This is a genomic window from Glutamicibacter sp., assembly GCF_035257265.1.
Taxonomy (GTDB): Bacteria; Actinomycetota; Actinomycetes; order Actinomycetales; family Micrococcaceae; genus Glutamicibacter.
In genome coordinates this window covers 30,938-54,875 of the sequence record NZ_DATEXC010000050.1, presented here as the reverse complement: position 1 = coordinate 54,875, position 23,938 = coordinate 30,938, and the positions used below count along the sequence as shown (strand labels likewise).

General features: G+C 54.7%; 15 protein-coding genes. 8 read left to right on the top strand and 7 right to left on the bottom strand.

Annotated features, from left to right (window positions below):
- Nucleotides 1-284: 284 nt before the first annotated feature.
- The 6 genes from VJ369_RS13235 to VJ369_RS13210 form a co-directional block, all read right to left on the bottom strand.
- Entirely contained in the window at nucleotides 285-5,396 is a 5,112-nt protein-coding gene (locus VJ369_RS13235; protein ID WP_324092538.1) for an SdrD B-like domain-containing protein, read from the bottom strand.
- Nucleotides 5,397-5,942: 546 nt separating this feature from the next.
- Complete coding sequence (locus tag VJ369_RS13230; protein WP_324092537.1) at nucleotides 5,943-8,252, bottom strand: helix-turn-helix transcriptional regulator; 2,310 nt, start codon at nucleotides 8,250-8,252, stop codon at nucleotides 5,943-5,945.
- 330 nt (nucleotides 8,253-8,582) lie between these two features.
- On the bottom strand, nucleotides 8,583-9,965 hold the full coding sequence (allB, locus tag VJ369_RS13225; RefSeq protein ID WP_324092536.1) for an allantoinase AllB: 1,383 nt from the start codon (nucleotides 9,963-9,965) through the stop codon (nucleotides 8,583-8,585).
- Nucleotides 9,966-10,103: 138 nt separating this feature from the next.
- On the bottom strand, nucleotides 10,104-11,897 hold the full coding sequence (gene gcl, locus VJ369_RS13220; protein WP_324092535.1) for a glyoxylate carboligase: 1,794 nt from the start codon (nucleotides 11,895-11,897) through the stop codon (nucleotides 10,104-10,106).
- Between the two features lie 252 nt (nucleotides 11,898-12,149).
- Nucleotides 12,150-13,034 carry a 2-hydroxy-3-oxopropionate reductase gene (locus VJ369_RS13215; protein WP_324092534.1) on the bottom strand — a complete coding sequence of 295 codons (885 nt, stop codon included), beginning with the start codon at nucleotides 13,032-13,034 and terminating at the stop codon, nucleotides 12,150-12,152.
- A 51-nt stretch (nucleotides 13,035-13,085) separates the two neighbouring features.
- Complete coding sequence (locus VJ369_RS13210) at nucleotides 13,086-13,886, bottom strand: hydroxypyruvate isomerase family protein (protein ID WP_324092533.1); 801 nt, start codon at nucleotides 13,884-13,886, stop codon at nucleotides 13,086-13,088.
- A 353-nt stretch (nucleotides 13,887-14,239) separates the two neighbouring features.
- On the opposite strand from VJ369_RS13210, the gene VJ369_RS13205 reads away from it, so the two are divergent.
- From VJ369_RS13205 to VJ369_RS13190, 4 genes are all read left to right on the top strand, one after another.
- Complete coding sequence (locus tag VJ369_RS13205; RefSeq protein ID WP_324092532.1) at nucleotides 14,240-15,691, top strand: cation:dicarboxylate symporter family transporter; 1,452 nt, start codon at nucleotides 14,240-14,242, stop codon at nucleotides 15,689-15,691.
- A gap of 250 nt (nucleotides 15,692-15,941) precedes the next feature.
- Nucleotides 15,942-16,067, top strand: coding sequence for a hypothetical protein (locus VJ369_RS13200; RefSeq protein ID WP_324092531.1), 126 nt, complete (start codon nucleotides 15,942-15,944; stop codon nucleotides 16,065-16,067).
- Nucleotides 16,068-16,233: 166 nt separating this feature from the next.
- Nucleotides 16,234-17,763, top strand: a complete 1,530-nt coding sequence (locus VJ369_RS13195; protein WP_324092530.1) for an NCS1 family nucleobase:cation symporter-1 — start codon at nucleotides 16,234-16,236, stop codon at nucleotides 17,761-17,763.
- 15 nt (nucleotides 17,764-17,778) lie between these two features.
- Nucleotides 17,779-18,522: an aspartate/glutamate racemase family protein gene (locus VJ369_RS13190; protein WP_324092529.1), complete on the top strand. Its 744-nt coding sequence runs from the start codon at nucleotides 17,779-17,781 to the stop codon at nucleotides 18,520-18,522.
- A gap of 138 nt (nucleotides 18,523-18,660) precedes the next feature.
- Here VJ369_RS13190 and VJ369_RS13185 read toward each other — a convergent pair whose 3' ends face one another.
- Nucleotides 18,661-19,251: a GNAT family protein gene (locus tag VJ369_RS13185; RefSeq protein WP_324092528.1), complete on the bottom strand. Its 591-nt coding sequence runs from the start codon at nucleotides 19,249-19,251 to the stop codon at nucleotides 18,661-18,663.
- Nucleotides 19,252-19,580: 329 nt separating this feature from the next.
- Between VJ369_RS13185 and VJ369_RS13180 the strand changes: the two genes are divergently transcribed.
- The 4 genes from VJ369_RS13180 to VJ369_RS13165 all read left to right on the top strand — a co-directional run bounded on the left by VJ369_RS13180 (nucleotide 19,581) and on the right by VJ369_RS13165 (nucleotide 23,442).
- Entirely contained in the window at nucleotides 19,581-20,564 is a 984-nt protein-coding gene (locus tag VJ369_RS13180; RefSeq protein WP_324092527.1) for a siderophore ABC transporter substrate-binding protein, read from the top strand.
- Nucleotides 20,565-20,655: 91 nt separating this feature from the next.
- A complete protein-coding gene (locus tag VJ369_RS13175; RefSeq protein WP_324092526.1) occupies nucleotides 20,656-21,636 on the top strand; it encodes an ABC transporter permease in 981 nt (326 codons plus the stop codon).
- Nucleotides 21,637-21,640: 4 nt separating this feature from the next.
- Nucleotides 21,641-22,690 carry an iron chelate uptake ABC transporter family permease subunit gene (locus VJ369_RS13170; protein ID WP_324092525.1) on the top strand — a complete coding sequence of 350 codons (1,050 nt, stop codon included), beginning with the start codon at nucleotides 21,641-21,643 and terminating at the stop codon, nucleotides 22,688-22,690.
- Nucleotides 22,687-23,442, top strand: coding sequence for an ABC transporter ATP-binding protein (locus VJ369_RS13165; protein WP_324092524.1), 756 nt, complete (start codon nucleotides 22,687-22,689; stop codon nucleotides 23,440-23,442). Before VJ369_RS13170 ends, VJ369_RS13165 begins: the two co-directional genes overlap by 4 nt.
- Nucleotides 23,443-23,938: the final 496 nt, after the last annotated feature.

Genomic DNA, 23,938 nt, shown 5'->3' with positions numbered 1-23,938 from the left:
TGCAGCTGCGATGCACCCAAGGCGTTTACCGACTCAAATTCCAAAAATAGTACTAGAGAACCTTTCGACAGTCGGCATATCCCTGATGCTAATAAATTGCTAGAGATGAGGTTCAACTCGAAGTGTTCTCAACTACGTCGAAGTTGAAAAAGGAAGACATGGCCAAGAATTATTTCCGGCTTCCCGACACATCATTCAGGCGCAGGATTGATCAATTAACCAGGTAGTGCCCGGATCCCTTTAAAGGGATCCGGGCACTACCTTTTTGTTACCTCAACAGCGCACTAGCTGTGGCGGCCGCGAGTACGGCGAGCCAAAACTACACCGGCTGCTGCCAGGAGCAGACCAAGAACTAGCAGTGACATGGTCTTGAAACCAGTGTCAGCCAGATTGTCATCATTCTTTGGCTTCTGCGTCTGCTTTGGTTCCTCAGAACCATCCACAGATTCGGAAGCCGAAGGCTGATCAGACTTCTCGGTAGGAGCTGCATCCTGCGAAGGATCCTCGCTCGTATCTGGCGACTCGATTGGATCTTTCGAAGGCGCTTCCGTTGGGTCCGTAGGAGTCGACTCACTCGGAGCCGGCTCAGTTGGATCATCCGAAGGATCCTCGGTTGGTTCCGTTGGAGTCGGTTCAGGATCTTCGTCTAGATAGAAGCCGAAGTCGAGGGTCCCGTCGTGATCCCCATCTTCGGTCAGGCCTTCAGACTTAGCTTCCCAAGTCGAAGAGTCCTTATCCCGGTCGGTACCATTTTCCTTGGTTGGCAGGTAGCCATCCAGAGCATCAGCGGATTTATCCCGATCAATGACCACCGTGTAAGACTCTCCATCCTTCAAGACCGGAAGGTCCTTGAAGTTGTAGTAGCCATTCTCGTCAGTGGTTACCGGACCGACTGGGTTGCCGTTGATGTCAACAACTTCCTTGCCGTCCGGGCCGATCAGTTTCAGCACGACACCCTCAATTGGGTCTTCGTCCTTATTCTGAATTCCGTCACGGTTCTTATCGACCCATACGTAGTCGCCCAGGGAAACCGAAGGTTCCTCAGTCGGCTCCGTAGGCTCAACCGTAGGTTCAGTCGGCTCCGTTGGTTCGACAGTCGGCTCAGTCGGCTCCGTTGGTTCCGTCGGCTCAACCGTAGGTTCAGTCGGCTCCGTCGGCTCAACCGTAGGTTCAGTCGGCTCCGTAGGCTCCGTAGGCTCCGTAGGTTCCGTAGGTTCCGTTGGTTCGACAGTCGGCTCAGTCGGCTCAACCGTAGGTTCAGTCGGTTCTGTTGGCTCTGTTGGCTCCGTTGGTTCAACAGTCGGTTCAGTCGGCTCTGGTTCTGGCTTCAGAACCACACCGGCATCCCACGTTGGGTCGATACCTTCAGTAGCCTTGAACTCCTGATCGGCGTAATCCTTGGTCAACGAAGAATTCTCGTCATCCAAAGTGAACTTGATAGTCAGGCCAGACTTCGGATCAGCATCCGAGTCATTCGCATCGTCTTCCCCAGCATCCTGAGAAGTAAATTCATACTTCTCAGCCTGCTCGGCAGTCAACTCGAACTTGACCTGGTAATCGCCGGCTAGCAGCTCATCAAAGATGTAACGGCCATTGTTATCGGTAGTTGTTGAGGAAACTTCCTCACCATTACCGTCAAGCAGAATTACCTTGACGCCACTAAGAACTTCAGAATCGCCTTGCAGGCCATCATCGTTCTTATCAACCCAGACAAAGTCGCCAATGGCGTAAGTCTTGACCGGCTCAGGCTTCAGTACAAAACCGAAGTCCAAGGTTGGATCATGCTCCCCATCTTCAGTCAGACCCTGCGACTTGGCTTCCCAAGTCGACGAGTCATTCTCACGGCTATCGTCGGTCTCAATCGTTGGCACGTAAGGAGCCAACGGTTCCTTAGATGCTTCTCGGTCGATGCTCACCGTGTAGGACTTGCCTTCTTCGAGTACAGGAAGATCCTTGAACTCGTAGAAACCGTTCTCATCGGTAGTAGTCGGTTCAACAGGATTACCATTGACATCCACTACAGGTTTGCCATCTGGACCAACAAGAGTCAGAACAACATCCTTGATGCCCTTTTCATCCTCATCCTGTAGTCCGTCGTTGTTCTCATCAACCCATACGTAGTCACCTACGGAGACCTTTGGCACTGGCTTCAGAACAACACCGGCATCCCAGGTTGGGTCGATACCCTCAGTAGCCTTGAACTCCTGATCTTGGTATTCCTTGGTCAACGAAGCATTTTCGTCATTCAAGGTGAACTTTTCAGTCAGACCGGTAGTTGGATCAGCATCTGAATCTACGCCATCATCTTCACCCTTATTCTGGGCAGTGAAATCGTACTTCTCAGCTTGTTCCGGAGTCAGCTCGAACTTGACCTGGTACTCACCAGCAGGCAGCTCATCAAAGATGTAGCGGCCGTTCTCATCGGTAGTCGTCGAGGAAACTTCCTCACCGTTACCGTCGAGCAAGGTGACCTTTACACCTTCAAGAACTTCAGTGTCACCTTGTACGCCATCATCATTCGCATCAACCCATACGTAGTCACCCACGGCATAGGTCTTTGGAAGTTCAATAACCGGATCATTGAAGAAAGTGACAGCGTTAGAAGAACCGTTTTCGTCAACGACTGCAACGATTTCGTCTTCGGAAAGTTCGTAACCTTCCGGCGCCTCTACTTCCTTGATGATGTAGGTACCGGTCTCCTTGACCTTGACTGCCTTGATGTTTCCGTCGGCGTCGTGGACACGTAGCTGGCCATCGGATACGAAGACATCGTCAACAACAACGTTGTTTTCCTGGTCAAGGACTTGGAATTTAGCGTCGAGGTCGGTGATGATGTTATCCGAATTTACGGCATCAATCTTGCGAATGCTCAGCGGGTAACCGTCGGTTGGGGTGATCGAAGCATCAACGTTGCCAATCGAGTTAACGATCGATTCATCGCTCGAGAATTCTGTGATCCGCACGAGAATATTTACATTCGGAGCACCCTTGGATGCATCCAGTACGGTTCCATCCTTCTGATACATGACTACAGAGCCCTGTGGAGCGCTATCACTTGGTGCATCAAAACGAGCCTGAACGTTACCGGATAGATCCTGCACCGAAGTGCTTGGGTTTAGCCCGTCATCAACGTTTGCGTCGGCAACGAAGCCGACAAACTCGATTCCCGAAGGAAGATTATCGACAACCGGGATAATCGGCACACCGGTGTATTCGCCGTGAGGTACCAACTTCACGTTGTATACAAACAGGTCTTGTACGAGGTTACCCTCGGCATCGGTCTCGGCACGCAAGTTGTTGGTCCACGCCTGGTTAGGCGTATCTCGGATTGCCTTGCGAACTTCGGCTTCGTCACCGTAGGAGGTGGTTTCTGTATAAACTTCGTCCCAGTAGTCTGCCTTACCATCTTCCCCGAACAAGGTTGCCTTGTTGGTGATCTGGAAGGTTTCCTTACCGATCAGTGGTTTCGTAGTCAGCGGCACATTCAGTTCGAACTGCTTGTCACTTCCAATGGTATTAACAAAATCGATACCAGCAGCGGTGAGCTTGATGATCAGGTTGCTCGACTCGTCCAAGGACACATCGAACATCTCTGGACCCATCTTCTGCCACCAATCATAGGTACCGGTAAGACCGGCCTTGATAGCATCCAGATCCGAAATGTTGAACATCGTTGGATCTACATAATCAACGATGTAGCTCTTAGTGATGTCAATCTTTTTGCCTGCACCCACGGTGAACTTGTAGTCCACGATGACCTCGTCACCAGGTGCAGCCGTGTGATCAGCGGCGGTCGCCTTGTTGAAGTACGATTCGTTTTTGAATCCTTCTTCGTTTTCAACTGCGGTCTCCAACTGATGATTCAGGTTGTAGCCGGTGTCATAGGCATGCGTCATGGTTCCGCGATTGGTGGCCCGGTATCGGGTCACATTCGGGTTACCGGTATCAACCTTTGCCATGCCAGTCACAGAAACTATTTGAGCTTTGAGTTTGACGGCAGTTACCAGCGTGTTATCCATACCGATATTGACATATACGGTCTGGCCATCTACGAAGTACTGTCCCACGTACTTTGCATCTTTGAAGGCAGTTGCCTTAGCAGATTCGGTACTACCTGCAGGTGCTTCGGTCGCCTCCGTCAGCGTAAGGCCTTTAGCGGTGATGAAGTCAGCTTCCTCGCTCTGCCATTTTCCCCATTCCGGCAATGCATCGCGCAGGACCACGTTTGAGGTCAACTTGCGCTTATCAATCTTTCCATCCCACACAGTGAGATCAGCATTCAATGAGTAGACGACATCCTTCGCAGAAACAATGTTCCCCTCTGCGTCAACGTCGACAGCAGCAACCTCGTTTCCGAACGTCGAGGTCTTGGAGAACGCCTTACCGAGGTCGATCCCTACATTGCCGGTGATACGTGGACCATCCACGTTAAACGTGACGTCTCTCGTTTCTTCACCAAAGGTTGCGGTGTTCTTCAGCGCGATGCTGTAGTTTTCTTGTTCTTTGCCATTGGCAACATCGTAAGCAGCCTGTAGTTCTTCCTGCAGCTTCAGCCGATCGGCTTCAGTGGTAACTGCAGCTTGATAGGTGATCTTCGCCTGCGAAGGACCGGCAAGATCAATGGTGCCTGAGAAACTGTTGCCAGCGATGATTGGGTCAAAATCAGGACCTGCTACATCACGCTGAACGTTCATGCCGTTCACATCCCAGATGGTCTGGGTAACCTTGAAGGAGTTTGCAATGTAATGCAGACCAGCCGGAAGCTGATCAGAGATGTTTAGCCCATTGCGGTCTTCCGCCGAATCGACACCCAAGGTGTAGTTGATCGGCTTATTCAGCACATCTGCTGAAACCTGCACTTTTCCGTCAACGACCTTGACGTAGGAGTTGAGAGTTCGGTTTTGAGCAAGACCCTTACTGGTGCCATTCTTCACGTTGGCGAATTGGTCACCGTTATTACGGATAATGATGTCGCGCGTAGTTTCTTCGCCGTCAACCGACCATGAGATAGTCTCTTGACTACTGGCGTCTACCTTGTTGACTTTGACCTTGAAAGCTAAAACGCCCTGGTTAACATCCGATGGCCAAGGATCCTTGAACTTAATCGTCACCTTGTTGGGGTTTGCCGGATCCACCGTCACGGATTCAACGGCAAGGTTCCCAGCCGGAATGGAATCGAAACTTATTGGTCCATCGAGTTCCAGAACTACTTCTTTGCCGGCACCAACTTCGACACCGTACTGGATTCTCATATCCAGTACTCGTTCTTCGTTAAGAACTGGCGTTCCACCATAATTTTCGGTGGACTCTTCGACGGTGATTTGAATACCGTCGACAGCATGAGCAGGTGCAATTGCACCGACCATGAGTGCGCCAAATGCAAGTGAAACTGCCACCACAAAAGCCAGAGCAGTTCTAAGAGCTGTCGTGAACTTTGTTAGTGCGTTTAGGTCACTTGCGCGCGCACCCCCAAAAAACCTATTCATTTATTCCCCAATGGTATGGCCAAGTACCCCTGCAGTAGTCGCAGCTCCTCGTTTGGTTGAGTCAACCAATTGTCAATGACGCGGACGGAAAGGCACCGGCAAAAATTTCTCTCCAAGCCGGAACGATATCAACAGCAAATTTCCGTCAAATCGGAATTAAAGCGGCGTGAAAGTGAGGAGCATTACCCGTAAAAAACAAAAATCAAGGTCTATCTTCACCGCCGAAAACGACATTTAGTTCAGAAATCGTCATTTCATTGCACGATCTACAACAAACAAGCGGGTTTTCCAGATAATATGCTCGCCATCAAAACGGGACTCACTGAGACCTAAACGAGACCTCCGCGAATATTTTTGCCCCGATGCGATGAATGCCAGAGGACCCTACAATCGGTCAATCTCGCTAATTAACCCGAAATTTAACCCTTTCAGGTCCAAAGGCCACTGTAGATCCGACTACAATCCCCAGATTCGAGCTTGTTCAAGCATCTGTTCCAAATCATTAGACTCAAGCTTTCGATACAGGCTACGCATTTGGGCTTTAACTGTATTTTCTGACCTGAACGTTTCTTCAGCGATCTCACGACGCGACATTCCCGAGCGGAGCTGTGCCAGGATTTCGCGCTCTCTCGGAGTCAACGAAGGACGCTTGCGCGGCGGGGGCCCAGAATCTTCTTTTACATCTTCCAAGATCACCTTCGAAGATTGGTCCAACTTGATGATCTCTGAGATCTCTCCCCAGCCAGGAATAAGCATCAGCATCGCTAACTCAGATAGAGATCCGGAGTCGTGATGCATGCGTGATATTTGTTCTTTCAGCTTGGAGACCGGAAGGTTGGCATTCTGCGCGATGAGCTTTAAATAGGCGCCGAGATTTCCCCTGCTTCGTATGTCCGTCATCGACTTGGGCATTTGCAAGACAGCTAATGCCGAGTCCGGTTGACCATCTCGCAAATACCTCAGTGCGACCAAAATAGGGTCGACTGTGTTTGGGTCAATTGCTTGAGGAAGGTATGTGCGCTCGAGCATGGAAGCAACATATGCGGCGTCGTCTAATAATTTGCGGCTAAATGCTGCTTCAGCTGCATTGTGGCGCTGTTGTCTAATTGTTGAGATTAGTCGGCTAGCTGCTTCAGGCAGGTTTTCTTGCGTCTTATGCATTGCCAGAAGATATGCATGCACTGCCCAGAATTCGTCAGCGTCTGGCATCTCTGGTATGTCCTGTAGTACTTGGCGCGAGGTATGGAGATCAAGTTCGGTCAAAGCCAGATAACTTCTTGATAGCGCAGCTGCTCTAGCAATCGTCGGGCGGCCCCACGTGGTTCTAATGATGGCTCGATCGTGTTGGATTAGAAATATTTTTGCGGCAGCAAAGTCGCCTTCTAATACATTGAGCAACGCAATTTTTCCCGCAGAATCAGCTAGCAGGAAGGGTTGATCCAACGCTCTGGCAGCCACAAGAGACATTTCGAGCGCCTGCCGTGCAGCTACCTGGTCCCCTGCAATCAACAATGTGATACCGACTTGGAGTTGCGCCATCGCCGCCAAGATTGGATTGGTCTTATCCGAATTGACCGACCGACGTAGTACGTCGTGCATTCGAATCGCAGCGGCCCCAGCCTCCACATACATTCCCCGGCTCCGGAGATACACGACTTCCAGAATGCCGACGGTCAGTGCCCGATTGCTGGGTTTTCGGTAAAGATATACCGTGTCTTCGAGAAGTTTATGAGCCACTTGATCCGTTGAATAGTCCGGGGTGAAGCCGGGTAGCTTAGTTTCGGTACCCCCTTCAACAGCTGTGATGAGCAAGCGAACCGCAAGCCATAAAAAACGCTCTTGAGCTGTGATGAATGGCGGGATTTGTTTCACTAGTCCAACCAGTTCTGTTGGATTCTCGAGAAACAGCTCGATCCAGTTATCTATGAGTAGCCGAAGCAGCATCTCCCATTTTCGATGTTCCGCTAACGTTGCCGCCGTTTCTCGGATCCCATAGATCCCCACAGAAGCTCTGATCAGCGCATTTTCCAAGATTTTCATACGCTCAGGTCCGGAGAGCGACACTCTTTCGGTCAGTGCCTGCCGGAACATTGCGGGCATCATCCATGCTTCGTCGCCATTGGGGCGAAGCAGCCCAGCATCGGCTAACTGTTTTACCCCGCGAGAGTGCACCGATATTTCCCCGAAAAACGCTTCGATAATGTCTTCATCAAATACACTCAGACAAACTGCTTCGGAAAGCTCTCCGTTGGGATCTGTTGCTTTGAGCCACATTGCCAGTCCGCTTCTTATTGCCTGCAGTGCTGGCTGTGTCGCTTCAGCGTCCTGAGCGAGCAATTTAGCGGCAGCGAGCCATCCACCACATTGTTCAAAAATTTCTAGACTTCTGCCGAGGGATAATTCTGCGGCGGCTGGTCCGACTTCAACAATTTCAGCCGGGTCAAGTAATAAGTCTTGTTGCTGAGCAATAAGAATCAGATTGGGCCACGGCATGCTCCAGATCAGATGCGTAGGTTTCAAGATGATTGCGAGATGCAATTCCGGGTCTCTATCTAGACGCTGAACAAGGGAAGAGATCTGCTTGGCTTCGTTGAAGTCCTTGCGAGTCCAATCGTGCACTTCGCCATGTCGATTCGCAATCCATGACCGAGCGAACCATCTACGTCCGGTTCCAGAAGCGGCTTTAACCAGTAATAGCCGGGAGGACGAATCAGCCCATTTGCTAAAACGGGCGAATGCCGGGTGCTGGTTGGGATGAAGTGACAATCTGTATTTCTTCTCGGTTTGTTATCGGGAGTTCATCATGTCAGCCCTGATCTTCTTGGCAACCAAAGGTTCTTTTCCCGTGTTGATGAGCACCATGCTACCCATTATTCGCTGTGCGGGTAACTCGATCATGGAACTACGGGATTCTGTATTCTCCGAGAACCTCGATAATTTAGAGCCAGTTAGAAACTTATGACATGTCAAAATCTCTTTCCACGGTCGCGGCCTCAAGACCAGAACCGTTGGTTTTAATATGCGAACGGCTGGTGCGTGAAGCAAGCTCAGGAGCTTGCTTCACACACCAGCCGTAAAATTTCGACTTTATGCTGTTTATGCCTCGTCGCGGCGAATCAGCTTCCCCTTGGGAATCTTGAAATCCACGTCTGCACCGGCGACGAGTGCCGAACGCACTACGCCAGCCAAGGTTTTGCCCTGGTACGGGGAGATTGGGTTCTTGTGATGAAGCTTCTTCACATCTACTTCGAAGGTTGCTTCCGGAGCAAAGAGCGCAAAATCTGCATCATTGCCCAGCTTGATAGCACCCTTATTTGCCAACCCGGCGAGCGCCGATGGCTTAGCCGACATCCACTCGATCACCTGTTCCAGCGCGATACCACGCTTCTTGGCTTCGGTCCAGATCAGCGGCAGACCCAGCTGCAATGAGGCAACGCCACCCCATGCCACGCCGAAGTCACCGTTTTCTACGTCCTTGAGGTCAATGGTTGACGGTGAGTGGTCTGAAACGATGCAGTCAATGACACCATCTTGCAGTCCCTGCCATAGTAGTTCGCGGTTAGATGACTCGCGGATCGGTGGGCAGCATTTGAAGGCGGTTGCACCATCAGGGATATCTTCGGCTAGCAGCGTCAGGTAATGCGGGCAGGTTTCAACGGTAAGTTTCACACCCTCCGCCTTGGCTTCCCTGATCATCTCCAACGCATCAGAGCTGGACAAGTGCAGGACGTGGGCACGTACCCCGGTCTTCCGTGCGCGTTCAATAACCTGGGCTATGGCGGTGTTCTCTGCATCGCGTGGCCGCGAGTCTAGGAAGCCAGAGTATTTGCCGCCGCTGGCTTCCGGGGCATGGTCAATGATGTCTGAGTCTTCGGCGTGCACAATCATCAAGGAGTCGAAGGACTTGAGCACCTCCATGTCCTCTTCCATCTCGTCAACGCTCAGCGAAGGGAATTCATCAACACCTGAGTGAAGCAAGAAACACTTGAAACCGAAAACCCCGGCCTCGTGCAGGTCTTTCAGGTCTTCTTTGTTGCCCGGAATCGCTCCACCCCAGAAGCCCACGTTAACGTAGGCCTTGGTGCTGGCAGCCTCGCGCTTGATGTTCAGAGCTTCCAGGTTCACCGTCGGGGGGATGGAGTTTAGCGGCATGTCCACAATCGTGGTGACGCCACCGGCGGCGGCTGCCTTGGTAGCAGATTCGAAGCCTTCCCATTCGGTACGCCCTGGCTCGTTGACGTGTACATGGGTGTCGACCAATCCGGGCAGCAGCACCTCGTCTTCACTGACGTCAATGGTTCGTGCGCCTTGCAGGTTCTTGCCCAGTTCTTCGATGGCGGCGATTTTTCCGTCGCGGACACCGATTTCGCGGGCTGCAATTCCCGAGGTGGTCAGGACGCGTTCACCGCGGATGACTAGATCAAATTCCACTTCAGTGCTTCCTGTGGTGCCACGTTCAACAGCTTCGTTGATGCTCATGAGTCGTTCCCTACTCGTTACGTTTAAAGCAATAGATAAAAACAAGTACTGCACGGTGCGGTTATTTCCATGATCTCCTATCTTGGAAATAACCGCACTCGCTTTTACTGCAGATGCCAATGACAGCGACGACTGAGATTAGGCATTTGCCTTGGCGCCAGAAGTCATGGGGACCAACGCGGTAGGTGCATCCCCAACTTCCAAGGCAAGATCTTCAAATTCATTGACCGCATCTAATTGCGCGCCCATGGAAATGTTCGTGACCTTTTCCAGGATCACCTCCACCACTACCGGAACCTGATGCTCATCAGCCAGCCGGTTGGCCTCGGCAAAGCCTTCGGCGAGTTTCGCCGGGTCAATGACGCGTACCGCCTTGCACCCCAGTCCTTCGGCGACCTTGACGTGGTCCACACCGTATCCGTTGGTCTCCGGGGAGTTGATGTTATCGAAGCCCAAGGACACGTGATAATCCATCTCGAAGGGCCGCTGCGACTGGCGAATCAAACCAAGGTAGGAGTTGTTGACTACCACGTGCACATAGGGCAGTTTGAACTGCGCGCCGACTGCTAACTCCTCGATCATGAATTGGAAGTCGTAGTCTCCAGATAAGGCGACCACCTTTTCACCTGGCTTACCCCGCACCACACCCAAAGCTGCTGGTCCGGTCCACCCCAACGGGCCTGCCTGACCGGCGTTGATCCACTTGCGTGGACCGTAAACGTGCAGCATTTGTGCACCTGCAATCTGGCTGAGCCCGATGGTGGACACATAGGTGGTGTCCTGGCCGAAAGCCGCGTTCATTTCCTGGTACACCCGCTGGGGTTTGATGGGGATGTTCTCGAAGTTCGTCTTGCGGTGATTTGTTGACTTACGGGCGGTGCACTGACTTGCCCAGTCGGAATAGTCCGGGATGTCGCCAGCACTCTTGCGCTCGCGGACAATTTCCAAGAGCAGGTCCAGTGCTGCCGACGCGTCCGAGGTGATTCCCAAATCTGGGGAGAACACCCGGCCTATCTGAGTTGGTTCGATATCTACGTGGATGAACTTGCGTCCGGCACGGTAAGTGTCCAAACCGCCGGTATGACGATTGGCCCAACGGTTGCCAATGCCCAGAACCACATCCGACGCCAAGAAGGTCTCATTACCGTATTTAGTGTGCGTCTGAATTCCCACCATGCCCGACTGCAGCCGGTGGTCATCGGGAATAGTGCCCCAACCCATGAGGGTCGGGGAGACTGGAATGTTCAGCTCTTCGGCTAGCAGTACCAGCTTGTCGCTGGCATTCGCGTTGATGACGCCACCGCCGGCAATGATGATGGGACGCTTGCCGCTCAGCAGCAAATTCACGATTTTCTCTGCTTGACCTCGGGTGGCGTGCGGTTTGGTCGGTGCCAAGGGCTCATAGGCGTCGATATCAAAATCAATCTCCGCCAGCTGCACGTTAATTGGCAGGTCAATCAGCGCCGGGCCCGGTCGGCCTGAACGCATGATCTGGAAGGCCTTGGCAAAAGTACCTGGAACCAAGCCCGGTTCGAGCACCGTGGTGGCGTACTTGGTGACCGGCTTGGCGATCGATTCGATATCCACCGCCTGGAAATCTTCCTTATGCAAAACATTGGTTGGCGCTTGACCGGTGATGCACAGCATCGGGATCGAATCCGCGATGGCTGCATACAGCCCGGTGATCATGTCGGTGCCTGCCGGTCCGGAAGTACCAAGGCACAATCCGATCTTGCCACTGGCCCGCGAGTATCCGTCTGCCGCGTGGCTGGCGCCTTCGACGTGGCGGTGCAGGGTGTGGCGGATTCCGCCGTGCTGCCGCATGGCCGAGTACAGCGGGTTAATTGCTGCGCCGGGCAAGCCGAACGCTTCGGTAGCATCTTCCTTTTCCAGGATCAGCACGATGGCATCTACTGCGCGCATCATAGGCATTTAAATCACACATCCATATCGATGGTTCGGCCCCGAACGGAGCGGTATAAGAGAAGAAAATTGAGGTAGACCTGTGGCGGGTCGACAAATTGAATTGTCATCACACACCGCCCCGAGCACCGGAAGCCGGACCCGAACTGGAACGAAGGGAACCATCCGAGGCGAAAAATCGCCCAAGAATGGAACGGCTGCCGAAGGCAGGCGTAGAACCCGCCACAGGAAGTATTGGGGAACAGAGGGTAAGTAAGGGTATTACTCGCTCTGGCCCGATAGGCGTTGTACGCCGCGGAAGAGTCCGGAATGATCCAGCGCTCCGTCGCCACTGGCTACGGTGGAACCGACTAGCTGGGCTACAAGTGCTCCTAGGGGCAGCACCACCCCGGCCTCGCGTGCCGCGGAAGTCACGATGCCCATGTCCTTGTGGTGCAAGGCAAGCCGGAAGCCTGGAGTAAATTCTCGATCCAGGAGCTTTTGGCCCTTCTGGTCCAGAACCTTTGAGCCGGCAAGACCGCCGCCGAGGACCTTCAACGCCGAGTCGGTGTCCACTCCATAAGCCTCGAGGAAGACTACCGCTTCGCTCAATGCCTGAATATTTGCCGCGACGATTAGCTGGTTAGCCGCCTTGACCGTCTGCCCTGACCCCGAGGGGCCTACCAAGACAATGGTTTTTCCCACGGCTTCGAGTACCGGCTGCGCATCGGCGAAGTCAGCTGGTTCGCCACCGACCATGATGGATAGCGCACCGTCAATCGCACCTTGCTCGCCACCGGATACCGGGGCGTCCAGTGGACGAAGCCCGGCCTCGCGGGCCTGCTTAGCCAGGCTCACTGCGACGTCTGGTCGGATCGAGGAATTATCAACCCAGATTGCGCCGGCCTTGGCGTGTGCAAACAATCCCTCGGCACCGGTGGTCACCGCTTCGACATCCGGGGAATCGGGCACCATCGTGATGACGACGTCCGCATCCGCCACGGCCTGCGCAATAGATTCAGCCCCGTGCCCGCCGGCGGCGATAAGCTCCTTGGTGGCCTTATCACTGCGGTTGAATCCGGTGACGTTAAAACCGGCGGCAATCAAGTTCTTTGCCATGGGCAATCCCATGATTCCCAAACCGATAAAGGCAACGTTCTGCGACATTTGATACTCCAAAGTTTGTTGGCGGTCCGCGCTCATGGCGCAGAAAATAGGTTAGGAAGCTTCGACTTCTGCGGTGCGCAGCCAGTCAAAGGCTGTATCGGCACTCTGCTTGTATTCCAAAGCAACGAGACCGGCGTAGCCAAGCTCTCTGGATCGAGTAATCCAATCCAGCAGCGGCAGATCACCGGTTCCCGGTGCGCCGCGCCCTGGTGCATCGGCTATTTGGATATGAGCGAAGACCTTGGCATGCTTTTCAATCACTGCCGCTACGTCATCGCCGTTAACTGCCAGGTGGTAGAAGTCGGCGAGCAGGCCAATATTTTCGCCACCCGCCTGCTTGACCTGACGTACCACCGCTAGCGCGTCGTCCGCGGTTTTCAGCGGATAGGCTTCGGTTCCTGAGACCGGCTCAATCAATACGTTTCCGCCAATGCGTGCCACCCCTGCGGTGGCGATCAACAGATTCTCAATGGCTAGCTCGTCCTGGGCCTGTGCCGAAGAATCCTTGTGGCGATTGCCGTAGAGCGCGTTGAAGGATCTGCAGCCTGTAGCTTCCCCGATGGCGGTGACAACATCTACGTTGTCGCGGAATTCTGCGCCGCGCCCCACCCACGAAACGAGGCCGCGGTCCCCGGCTGGCATATCGCCGGCGAAGAAGTTCAATCCGTCTAGCTGCACTCCGGCGTTCTTGATTGAGCCGACAAACTCATCAACCTGTTTGTCTGTTGGCACTGCAACAGCAAACGGCCACCAAAATTCAACGCTGTCGAAGCCCGCTTGTTTGGCTGCGTCGGCACGCTGGTTGATAACTAATTCGGTGAGCAGAATCGAGCAGTTCAGAGTGTAAGACACTGGATTTCCCTTCGAAACCTTTTTTCAAAGATTCCACTTCATGGAATCTTTGTCTTGCTTTATGAAAACTGTAGATCTGAATTTGAGTCACTGTCAACCCCTATCGAGCAAGCATTGCTCGTGAACCCTTCCCTCTCGAAGGTTTGCGCCACAAACACTCACGGAAGTGTTAAGGTTCGACACAAACGGGTTCACGACCTAAGGGGAACGTTTAACTTCCGCAATGCGAGATGAATGCTTCTCGCATTGCGAAAAGTAGTTTTTTCCTTGCGGAAATCATGTGATCCGCCTTACAGTTGGTGCAGTCATTCGACGGGCATATACCTCGCGAGAAATTACCCTCTGGAGCAGCCGTGAAAATCTCATCCCCCAATGACTTTGCCAACGCAAAGCCAAAACCCAAGAAGCGCTTCTACAAGTCACTGTTCGTGCAACTCGGATTTGCGGTCGTGGCAGGCGTCCTCATTGGTCACTTCTGGCCAAAGATCGGTTCAGAACTCAGACCACTGGGTGACGGCTTCATCATGCTGATCAAGATGATCATCGCACCGCTGATCTTCCTGGTCATCGTCACCGGCATTGCCGCCGTGGGCGATGTGAAAGCAGTGGGTCGAGTCGGCATCAAAGCTTTGCTCTACTTCACTAGCGCAACACTTTTCGCGCTAGTCTTCGGACTTATCATCGCGAACATCTTCCAGCCCGGCGCAGGACTGAACATCGACCCATCCACGTTGGATGACTCATCGCTCAAGGAGAAAACCGGCGAGGCCAAGGGCGCAGCCGACTTCATCCTTGGAATCATTCCAGTCAGCGTCATTGGCGCGTTCGCCGAGAACAATCTGCTGCAGGTGCTGTTCTTCTCAGTCTTCTTTGGCGCAGCCATTGTGGTAGTTGGCAAGGAACGCTGCATGCCACTGATAGCCGTGTTTGAAAATGTCCTCGAGCTGATCTTCAAGATCATGAGCTGGGTAATGAAGGTTGCCCCGCTGGGCGCCTTTGGCGCCATGGGATTCATCATCGGCCAGTACGGCATCGCCACCTTGGGCACCTACGCGAAGCTGATCATTGCCTGTTACGTAGCAGCACTATTGTTCATCGGAGTTTTGTTCATCATCGCCTGGGCTTTCGCCCGAGTGCCACTATGGCAGTTCATCCGGTATACCCGCGAGGAATTCCTGCTGGCTCTGGGCACGGCATCCACGGAATCGGTGATGCCACGCATCATGACGAAGCTTACCAATGCCGGTTGCTCACGAGCCACCACGGGCCTGGTGGTACCCACCGGGTATTCGTTCAACCTCGATGGCGCGGCAATTTACCTGTCTATCTCATTGCTTTTCCTAGCCCAGGCTTTCGGACACGACTTGAGCCTCGGTCAGCAGCTTGCAGCACTGGGCGTCTTATTGCTGACATCCAAGGGCATGGCCGGCGTACCCGGCTCCTCGTTTTTGGCCTTGTCGGCCACCGCCGCGGCACTGGGCATCTTCCCAGTGGCCGGCGTGGCACTATTGCTGGGCGCGGACCGCATCATGGATTCCATGCGCGTTGTAGTCAACCTGCTCGGAAACTGTGTAGCGACCTTTGTCGTGGCCAAGTGGGAAGGCCAGTTTGACCGCGAGGTCATGAAGCGCGCGTTCGCTGGTGAAATCACCAACGAAGACACCGCACGGATGCTTGGCAAGGAAGAAGAGTTTGCCGCCGCCGAGGTTAGCCGACTGGCCGCAGGCGAAGAGCCATCGCCCAAGTTTGGCGGCGGGCCAGCAGCGGATTCTATCCCTGAATTCGAGCTTCGCAAGCGCAGCTGATTTTTCTCTGAGCAGCAACACCGCGGGCCTGGCACAGTTGTGCCAGGCCCGCGGCGTCAGGCCATGCATCGGTAACGACAAAGTGTTTTTTGGTCTTTTGCTTCAAAACGCTAGTCACCTCGATTTCAGTAGATTTCCGCACAACGAAATTCAGATTCTCTATTGCGGTAATGTGATGTACCGCATACAGTTATTGAATCATTGATGTGGCACACATCTCGGAGTGTATTTCACTAACTCAGGAGCAGCCATGAGCCAACAACTCATTGGGAAGCACGCAGACAAGCCAGCATGGCGCCTGCAGCACGAAGCCCAGCCCGTGGTGGGCACACCGGCCGAGTTCTACGTGAACTTCGGCCAGCCTATTTACCCGTAACGCGTCAGATTCTCCCCATCCTGGGACACGAACACAGTTACCCCGTAAGGCAAATACAGGCACGTTTCATTCATGCGCGCTGTCGATAGCTCATTCCCTAGTGACCCATTCTTGGTCACCGAAACAGCCTCGACCTTCAGCGCGCTCCTAAGAATAGGACACCACCATGGCGCACCAATTACCGGAGGCCACCTCCGCGCCGACGATCTTCACCCAAACGCATACTCAAGGAATTGACCCTGCAAACCCGCATGAGCTCAGCGCTTCGCTGTACAACGAAGACCTGGCGCCCACCACCCGCAAGGGGCGCACCTGGAATTCCTACAGCATCTTCACCCTCTGGGCCAACGATGTGCACTCGCTGGGCAACTACGCATTCGCTATCGGCCTGTTCGCACTAGGTATGAGCGGATGGCAGATCCTGGCGGCGCTTGGCATCGGCGCAGTCCTGCTTTTCGCGCTATTAAATCTGTCCGGGTTCATGGGTGAAAAGACCGGCGTGCCCTTCCCCGTTATGAGCCGCATCGCTTTTGGTATCAACGGCGCACAGATCCCGGCCCTGCTCCGTGGGGCGGTGGCCATTGCCTGGTTCGGCATTCAAACCTTCCTTGCTTCACAGGTACTCAGCGTCATGGTCATCGCCTTAGCGCCGGGCATGGCCAGCCTGCAGGAAACCAGCTTCCTAGGACTCAACACCCTCGGCTGGATTTGTTTCGTCACCCTGTGGGCAGTCCAACTCGTGATCGTCAGCTACGGCATGGAAATGATTCGCAAGTATGAGGCCTTTGCCGGTCCGGTCATTCTGGTGACATTCTTGGCCCTGGCCATTTGGATGCTTTTCGAATCCGGCTTCAACGTCTCGATGACCACCGGAGATACCCGTTCCGGTCTCGACATGTGGGTGGGTATCTTTGGTGCCGCCGCCCTCTGGGTCTCTATCTACGGAACGTTTGTGCTGAACTTCTGCGATTTCACCCGGGGAGCTTCGTCAAAGAAAGCCATCGTGCGCGGAAACTTCTTCGGCATTCCGTTGAACATGCTGTTTTTCGGTGCAATTGTCGTCGTGCTGACTGGAACCCAGTTCTCCATCAACGGTGCGGTCATCAGCTCACCGTCAGATGTGGTGGAAGCGATCCCCAATACGCTGTTGCTAGTCCTCGCCTCCGGAGCGCTGCTCGTTCTCACCATTGCCGTGAACCTGATGGCGAACTTCGTCGCTCCGACCTACGCGCTGACCAACCTATTCCCCAAAAAACTGAACTTCCGCACCGCCGCCTTGATTTCCGGCGCTATCGGGTTGGTAATTCTTCCGTGGAACTTGTACAACTCACCGGAAATCATCAACTACTTCCTCGGCGGCCTCGGGGCCTTGCTTGGCCCACTCTTTGGCATCATCATGGCCGATTACTGGATCGTTCGCCGTGCTCGGATCAACGTGGTTGACCTCTACCGCAGCAATCCCGAAGGCACCTACTACTTCACTCGCGGGGTTAATTACCGTGCGGTGGCCGCCCTGGTTATTAGCTCGGTCATCGCATTGCTGCTGGCCTTCGTTCCCGCACTGCACGTAGTGGGGCCGTTCGCCTGGTTCTTGGGCTCCGGCGCCGGCGCCATCGTCTACCTGATTCTGGCAAAGCACCGTTTGGATCTCGCAGACATTGATGGCGAAGCTATCGCGGTCACCCCGAAGCACTAAGAAGAAGGAATCCCAATGCGCATTCTTGTTGTCAACGTCAACACCACCGCTTCGATGACTCACGCAATCGGCGAATCGGCCCGCAAGGTCGCCTCGCCAGGAACCGAAATCATCGAATTAACCCCGGATTTTGGGGCCGACTCCTGCGAGGGAAACTTCGAAAGCTACCTTGCGGCCATTGCGGTCATGGATAAGGTCCTCAATTATCCCGGCGAGTACGACGCGGTGATCCAAGCCGGCTACGGCGAGCACGGCCGCGAGGGCCTCCAAGAACTGCTTGACGTTCCGGTCGTTGATATCACCGAGGCCGCCGCATCCACCGCGCAATTCCTGGGCCACAAGTATTCGGTGGTGACCACCTTGGACCGCACGGTTCCCCTGATTGAAGACCGTCTGAAGCTTGCGGGGCTGACCGATCGGCTCGCCTCGGTGCGCGCCAGCGGGTTGGGGGTCCTGGAACTTGAATCGGATCCAGAGCGCGCCGTCGCCGCAATTGTTGAGCAGTCACGCCAAGCGGTAGAAAACGATAAGGCCGAGGTCATCTGCCTTGGGTGCGGAGGCATGGCAGAGCTGGAGGCAAGAGTCAGTGAAGCAACCGGCGTGCCAATTGTCGACGGAGTTCGCGCCGCGGTGACCATTGCCGAGTCACTGGTGCGCATGGGGCTGAGCACCTCGAAGGTGCGCACCTACGCCACTCCGAGGCCCAAAAAGATTACCGGCTGGCCGCTATCTCAGGCCGCACGCACCGTGCACGCCTGAAACCTCACCGAGGCTAAGCTGTAGCCAACTCCAAGGCGAAACCCAGCTTATTCTCAGAGTGAGTACCTAGAGTCGTAAGTACCTCTTGAAGGTGCGAGTGATGACAAGTTGCCCCTGACGCGATCCGCGTTAGGGGCTTCACTCTTTGGCGGGCCATTCATCGGCGAGAACCGCGTAAGTCATTCCGTCTAGCCATTGCCCGTCGCGGTGCAAACCACTACGCACCGAATAACCCTCACGCCGCATACCGATGCGTTCCATCAAACGCCACGATGGTTCATTAGCCGCAAAGCATTCGGCGACGACTCGTCGTAGGCCCAACGGCCCAAAGCATAGATCCACTACGGAACGCACCGCTTCGCTGGCATACCCTTGACCGCCGTAGCTGGGATCAAAGCTCCAGCCTATTTCGGCTTCAACTGCTCGCGCCTCGTCGGCAATTTCGGTTTGCCCCCAGCCATCTTGCACCTTGAGCATCACTGTCCCAATCAGTCGTGATTCCCCATTTGCTTGGTTCAGCTCAACTGCCATGTCATGCGCGTACCGTTTGGCGAGCATGAATTGACCAAGATATTCGTCAAAAGTTTGCGCACCGGAGGTGATCCAACGCTCCACCTCGGGCAGCTTCTGGTATTCCCAGGTTGCCTGAGCGTCTTCGGCTTCGAGTCGACGCAAATTCAGTCGCGCGGTGCGTACCGGCCAACTGGCCGCGTCCAGAGAATCGTTCATTGACGCAGTGTACCGCCAAGGCAGGCAGTCGAAAATGTGCTCCAGAGAATTCGTGACCTTAAATGACGCTCACCGGCCAGGCGCTGCCGGGACGTACAAAATAATTGGACAACGCTTCAGTTCACTATATAGCCCCTGGAAATAGCTTGCCTCGCCTAACTAAACGCGGAAATATGCCGGCGAAACGTGCTTTCCGCACCCTTACCTGACAATTAGTGAACTAGGTAACACCACTTTGGCTTATTGGATTTAGGTCAGCTTAGGCTAGGCTAATTACTAGCTCATCCACTTGCGCGGCCATTCGAGGCCGCTTCTCCACGAAGGACGACATGGCCTCCATGAAACTTCGCGCCGCAGCTCTGCTTGGCGTAGCAGCACTGACCTTGACCGCTTGCGGTTCAAACACCGCGGCTCCGGCCGAGTCTGCCCCAGCTTCCAGCTCTTCAGTGACGTTCACCGACAACAACGGCGAACACACCATCAACACCCCCGCGAAGTCGGTAGTCGCTACCGACAACCGCACCTTTGAAACTCTGGAAGCCTGGGACATCAAGCTCACCGCCGGCGCGGTCGCACTGATGCCAGACACCATCAGCTATGCGAAGGATGAAAAGGTCGTTGATCTTGGCAGCCACCGCGAGCCGAACCTCGAAGCAATCGTTGAGGTAGCTCCAGATCTGATCATCAACGGTCAGCGCTTCACCCAGCACGCAGAGAAGATTTCCAAGCTGGCTCCCGAGGCCACTATCGTGAATCTTGACCCACGCGAAGGCGAGCCTTTCGACCAAGAGCTCAAGCGCCAGACCACGGTGCTCGGAGAAATCTTCGGCAAGCAGGCAGAAGCCAAGGCACTGAACGATGACTTCGACAAGTCGGTAGCGCGCGCCAAGGCTGCCTACAACAAGGACGACAAGGTCATGGGCTTGATCACCTCGGGCGGCGAGATCAACTACTCGGCACCGGGCAGCGGACGCAGTGTCGGCCCAGCCTTCGACATTCTTGGACTGACCCCAGCACTGGTTGTCGACGACGCCTCCACCGACCACGAGGGTGATGACATCTCTGTGGAAGCTATCGCAGGCTCGAACCCAGACTGGATGCTGGTGCTTGACCGTGACGGCGCAGTCGCAGCAGACGAATCAGGCTATACTCCAGCCGCAGATCTGCTCAAGAAGTCCGAAGCGCTGGCTAACGTCACCGCTTCAAAGGAAGGCAACATCATTGTGATGCCGGCCGATACCTACACCAACGAAGGCATCCAGACCTACACCGAGTTCTTCAATGACTTTGCAGATGCGCTGGAATCCAAGTAATTCCCGCGCTAACTAGCGTCTACGTGGCGCAGCCGATCACCGGCTGCGCCACGTAGCCGTATCCACCACACACCACATATATGGCGGCATCATGACGACTACGACCCCCGCGGTCAAACCCAAAGGCAGGCTCCTGGAGCCCAAGCTACTGCTTGGAATTCTCGGCGTCCTAGTGCTCTTGGGTTTTTCCCTGTTCACCGGTGTTTATGACATCTTCGGCACCGATGACGGAACAGCGATGTTCGCCATAACCCGCATTCCGCGCACCATCGCCCTAGTCCTCGCCGGGGCTGCGATGGCAATGAGCGGGCTGGTGATGCAGCTGCTCACCCAGAACCGCTTCGTAGAACCCACCACCACCGGAACCACCGAGTGGGCCGGTCTGGGCTTGCTGACCGTGCTGATCATCAACCCAGAAGCCTCGCTGCTGGCGAAGATGACCGTGGCGATTATCTTCGCGTTCATCGGCACCATGGTGTTCTTCCTCTTCTTGCAGCGCGTCTCACTGAAGGCTTCGCTGACCGTGCCGATTGTGGGAATTATGCTTGGCGCCGTGGTGGGCGCCTTCTCTTCCTTTATCGCGTTGCAGACCGACATGCTCCAGTCCTTGGGCATCTGGTTTGCCGGTTCCTTCACCTCGGTGATTCGTGGGCAGTACGAGGTGTTGTGGATTGTGGCAATCGTGGCCATCGCGATCTTCATCGTGGCGGACCGCTTCACCGTGGCCGGTCTAGGCGAAGAGATCGCCACCAACGTGGGGTTGAACTACCGTCAGGTGATGCTGTTGGGTACCGGCTTGATCGCTATCGCGACCGGCGTGGTCACCGTGGTCATCGGAAACCTGCCGTTCCTAGGACTAATCGTGCCCAACATCGTCTCAATGTTCCGCGGTGATGACCTGCGTAGTAACCTGCCGTGGGTATGCCTGTTGGGCATTGCTATCACCACCGTCTGTGACCTGATTGGCCGAACCATCATCATGCCTTTTGAGGTTCCGGTTTCGTTGATCCTAGGCGTACTCGGCGCGGCAGTCTTCATTACCCTGCTCCTAAGGCAGCGCAAACTTGGCTAATCTCATGGCACCCCCACGCACCACACCTAAGCTTCCCGGGAAGTCGCTGTTCAATCGCGCCTCGGGAGCATTACCCACCAGGAAGACCCGCACCCGCTACTGGGTAGTCTTCTCCATTATGTTGGCCCTCGCGCTTAGCTTCGCCTTCGGGTTGCTGGCCTGGGATAACCCGATGCCGGTTGGCTCGGACGGATTCTGGCTGATCGCCCAGATGCGCGGTAGCAGCATTTTGACCATGGCTATCGTCGCGTTCTGTCAGGCGGTCGCGACGGTGTCCTTTCAGACGGTGACAAATAACCGCATCATCACCCCGTCGATTATGGGCTTCGAATCCCTGTATATCGCGGTGCAAACCGCCTCGGTATTCTTCATGGGCGCCGCTGGCGTCGTGGCGTTGCAGGGGATCTGGAAGTTCACCTTGCAGGTGGCCATCATGGTAGTTCTCGCCTGCCTGCTCTATGGCTGGTTATTGTCCGGAAAACTGGGCAATATCCAGATCATGCTGCTCGTCGGCATCATTCTAGGTGCGGGCCTCGGCTCGATATCTACGTTTATGCAGCGCATGCTGAGCCCCAGCGAATTCGATATTCTCACCGCGAAGCTGTTTGGCTCCATGAACAACGCGGATATGAGCTACATGCCGGTAGCCATCCCGCTGATCCTCATTGCCGGGTTCTTCCTGATTTCAAACTCCCGGAAAATGAATATCGTGGCCTTGGGCCGCGATACCACCGTGAACCTTGGTATCAATCACCGCACCGAGGTAATGCGCACCTTGTTTTTCGTATCCATCTTGATGGCCGTATCCACCGCCCTGGTTGGTCCGATGACCTTCCTCGGCTTCCTGGTGGCAACCCTTGCCTATCAGCTAGCAGATACCTACGACCACCGTTTTGTCTTCCCCGTCGCGTTCCTCACCGGTTTTGTGGTGCTCTCCGGTGCGTACTTCGTCATGAAAAACATCTTCTATGCCCAAGGCGCGGTGAGCATCATCATTGAAGCCGTGGGCGGCATAACCTTCTTGATCTTCATCCTGCGAAAGGGCCGGCTGTGATTACCCTCAAAGAAGTACACAAAAAATACAGCTCGGAGGTGACCATAGGGCCGGTCACTCTCGAAATCCCTACCGGCGGTATCACCGCACTGGTGGGCCCCAACGGTGCCGGCAAGTCCACCATGCTCACCATGGTCGGCCGCCTGCTGGGGATCGATTCAGGCACCATCGAAGTCGCCGGCTATGACGTCACCTCTACCGCATCGAAGGACCTTGCCAAGATCGTTTCGATCCTGCGCCAGGAAAACCACTTCGTCACCCGGCTCACGGTACGCCAGCTCGTAGCCTTTGGCCGCTTCCCGCATTCCAAGGGACGCTTGACGACCACGGATGAAGAGATCATCTCGCGGTCTATCGACTTCCTGGATCTGGCAGAACTCGAAGGCCGCTACCTGGACCAGCTTTCCGGCGGCCAGCGTCAGCGCGCTTACGTCGCTATGGTGCTGGCTCAGGATACCGAGACGGTACTGCTCGATGAGCCTCTGAACAACCTGGACATGAAGCACTCGGTGCTGATGATGCGGCACCTCAAGCGTGCGGCACAGGAACTCAACCGGACCATCGTGATCGTGTTGCACGATATTAACTTCGCCGGTCACTACTCCGACTACATTTGCGCGATGAAGCACGGCAAGGTCGTCCAGTTCGGAACCCCGGAACGCATTATGAACGACGAGATCCTTAGCGAAGTTTTCGAGACCCCGGTGCAGGTGATCGACGGACCGAACGGTCCCCTGGCGGTGTACTACTAAGCAGACGCCGGCTGCCTTGTGGTCGCGGGGCTTTCGGCGGTGCGCGATGGAACTGCGCTGCGGAGAATATGCGATGCCTTTGACGAAGAGCGAGGATCACACATCGTACAGCCGCATCGTGATCCACCGCCATGGCGTTCACGTGTTCTACTTCTGAAGGATCCCTCCACCCTCACGGGCCGGACATAATTCCGAATCTAGTTAAGCCCTGCCCTGCTCGGTAGCTGGCTGCGCGCCCTAGGCTGGAAATGTGGAATTTGTAGCCACATGCCACATGCCACATGACGTTACCGAATTCTGCAGCTGGTTCTATAGTGCAATTTTCCCGATACCTCCTAGTCAGCTAAAGATTATTGGGCGAACGGACGAATTTCATTTAACGCGGGCTATGCGCGAGTCGAAGGGGCAATGCCAGCATCGCGGCCAGCCAAAACTCCGAGCATCACTCCGGCTCCGGAATGCTGCAGGCTCGGATCTGGTTCCTTCTTGCACCTTC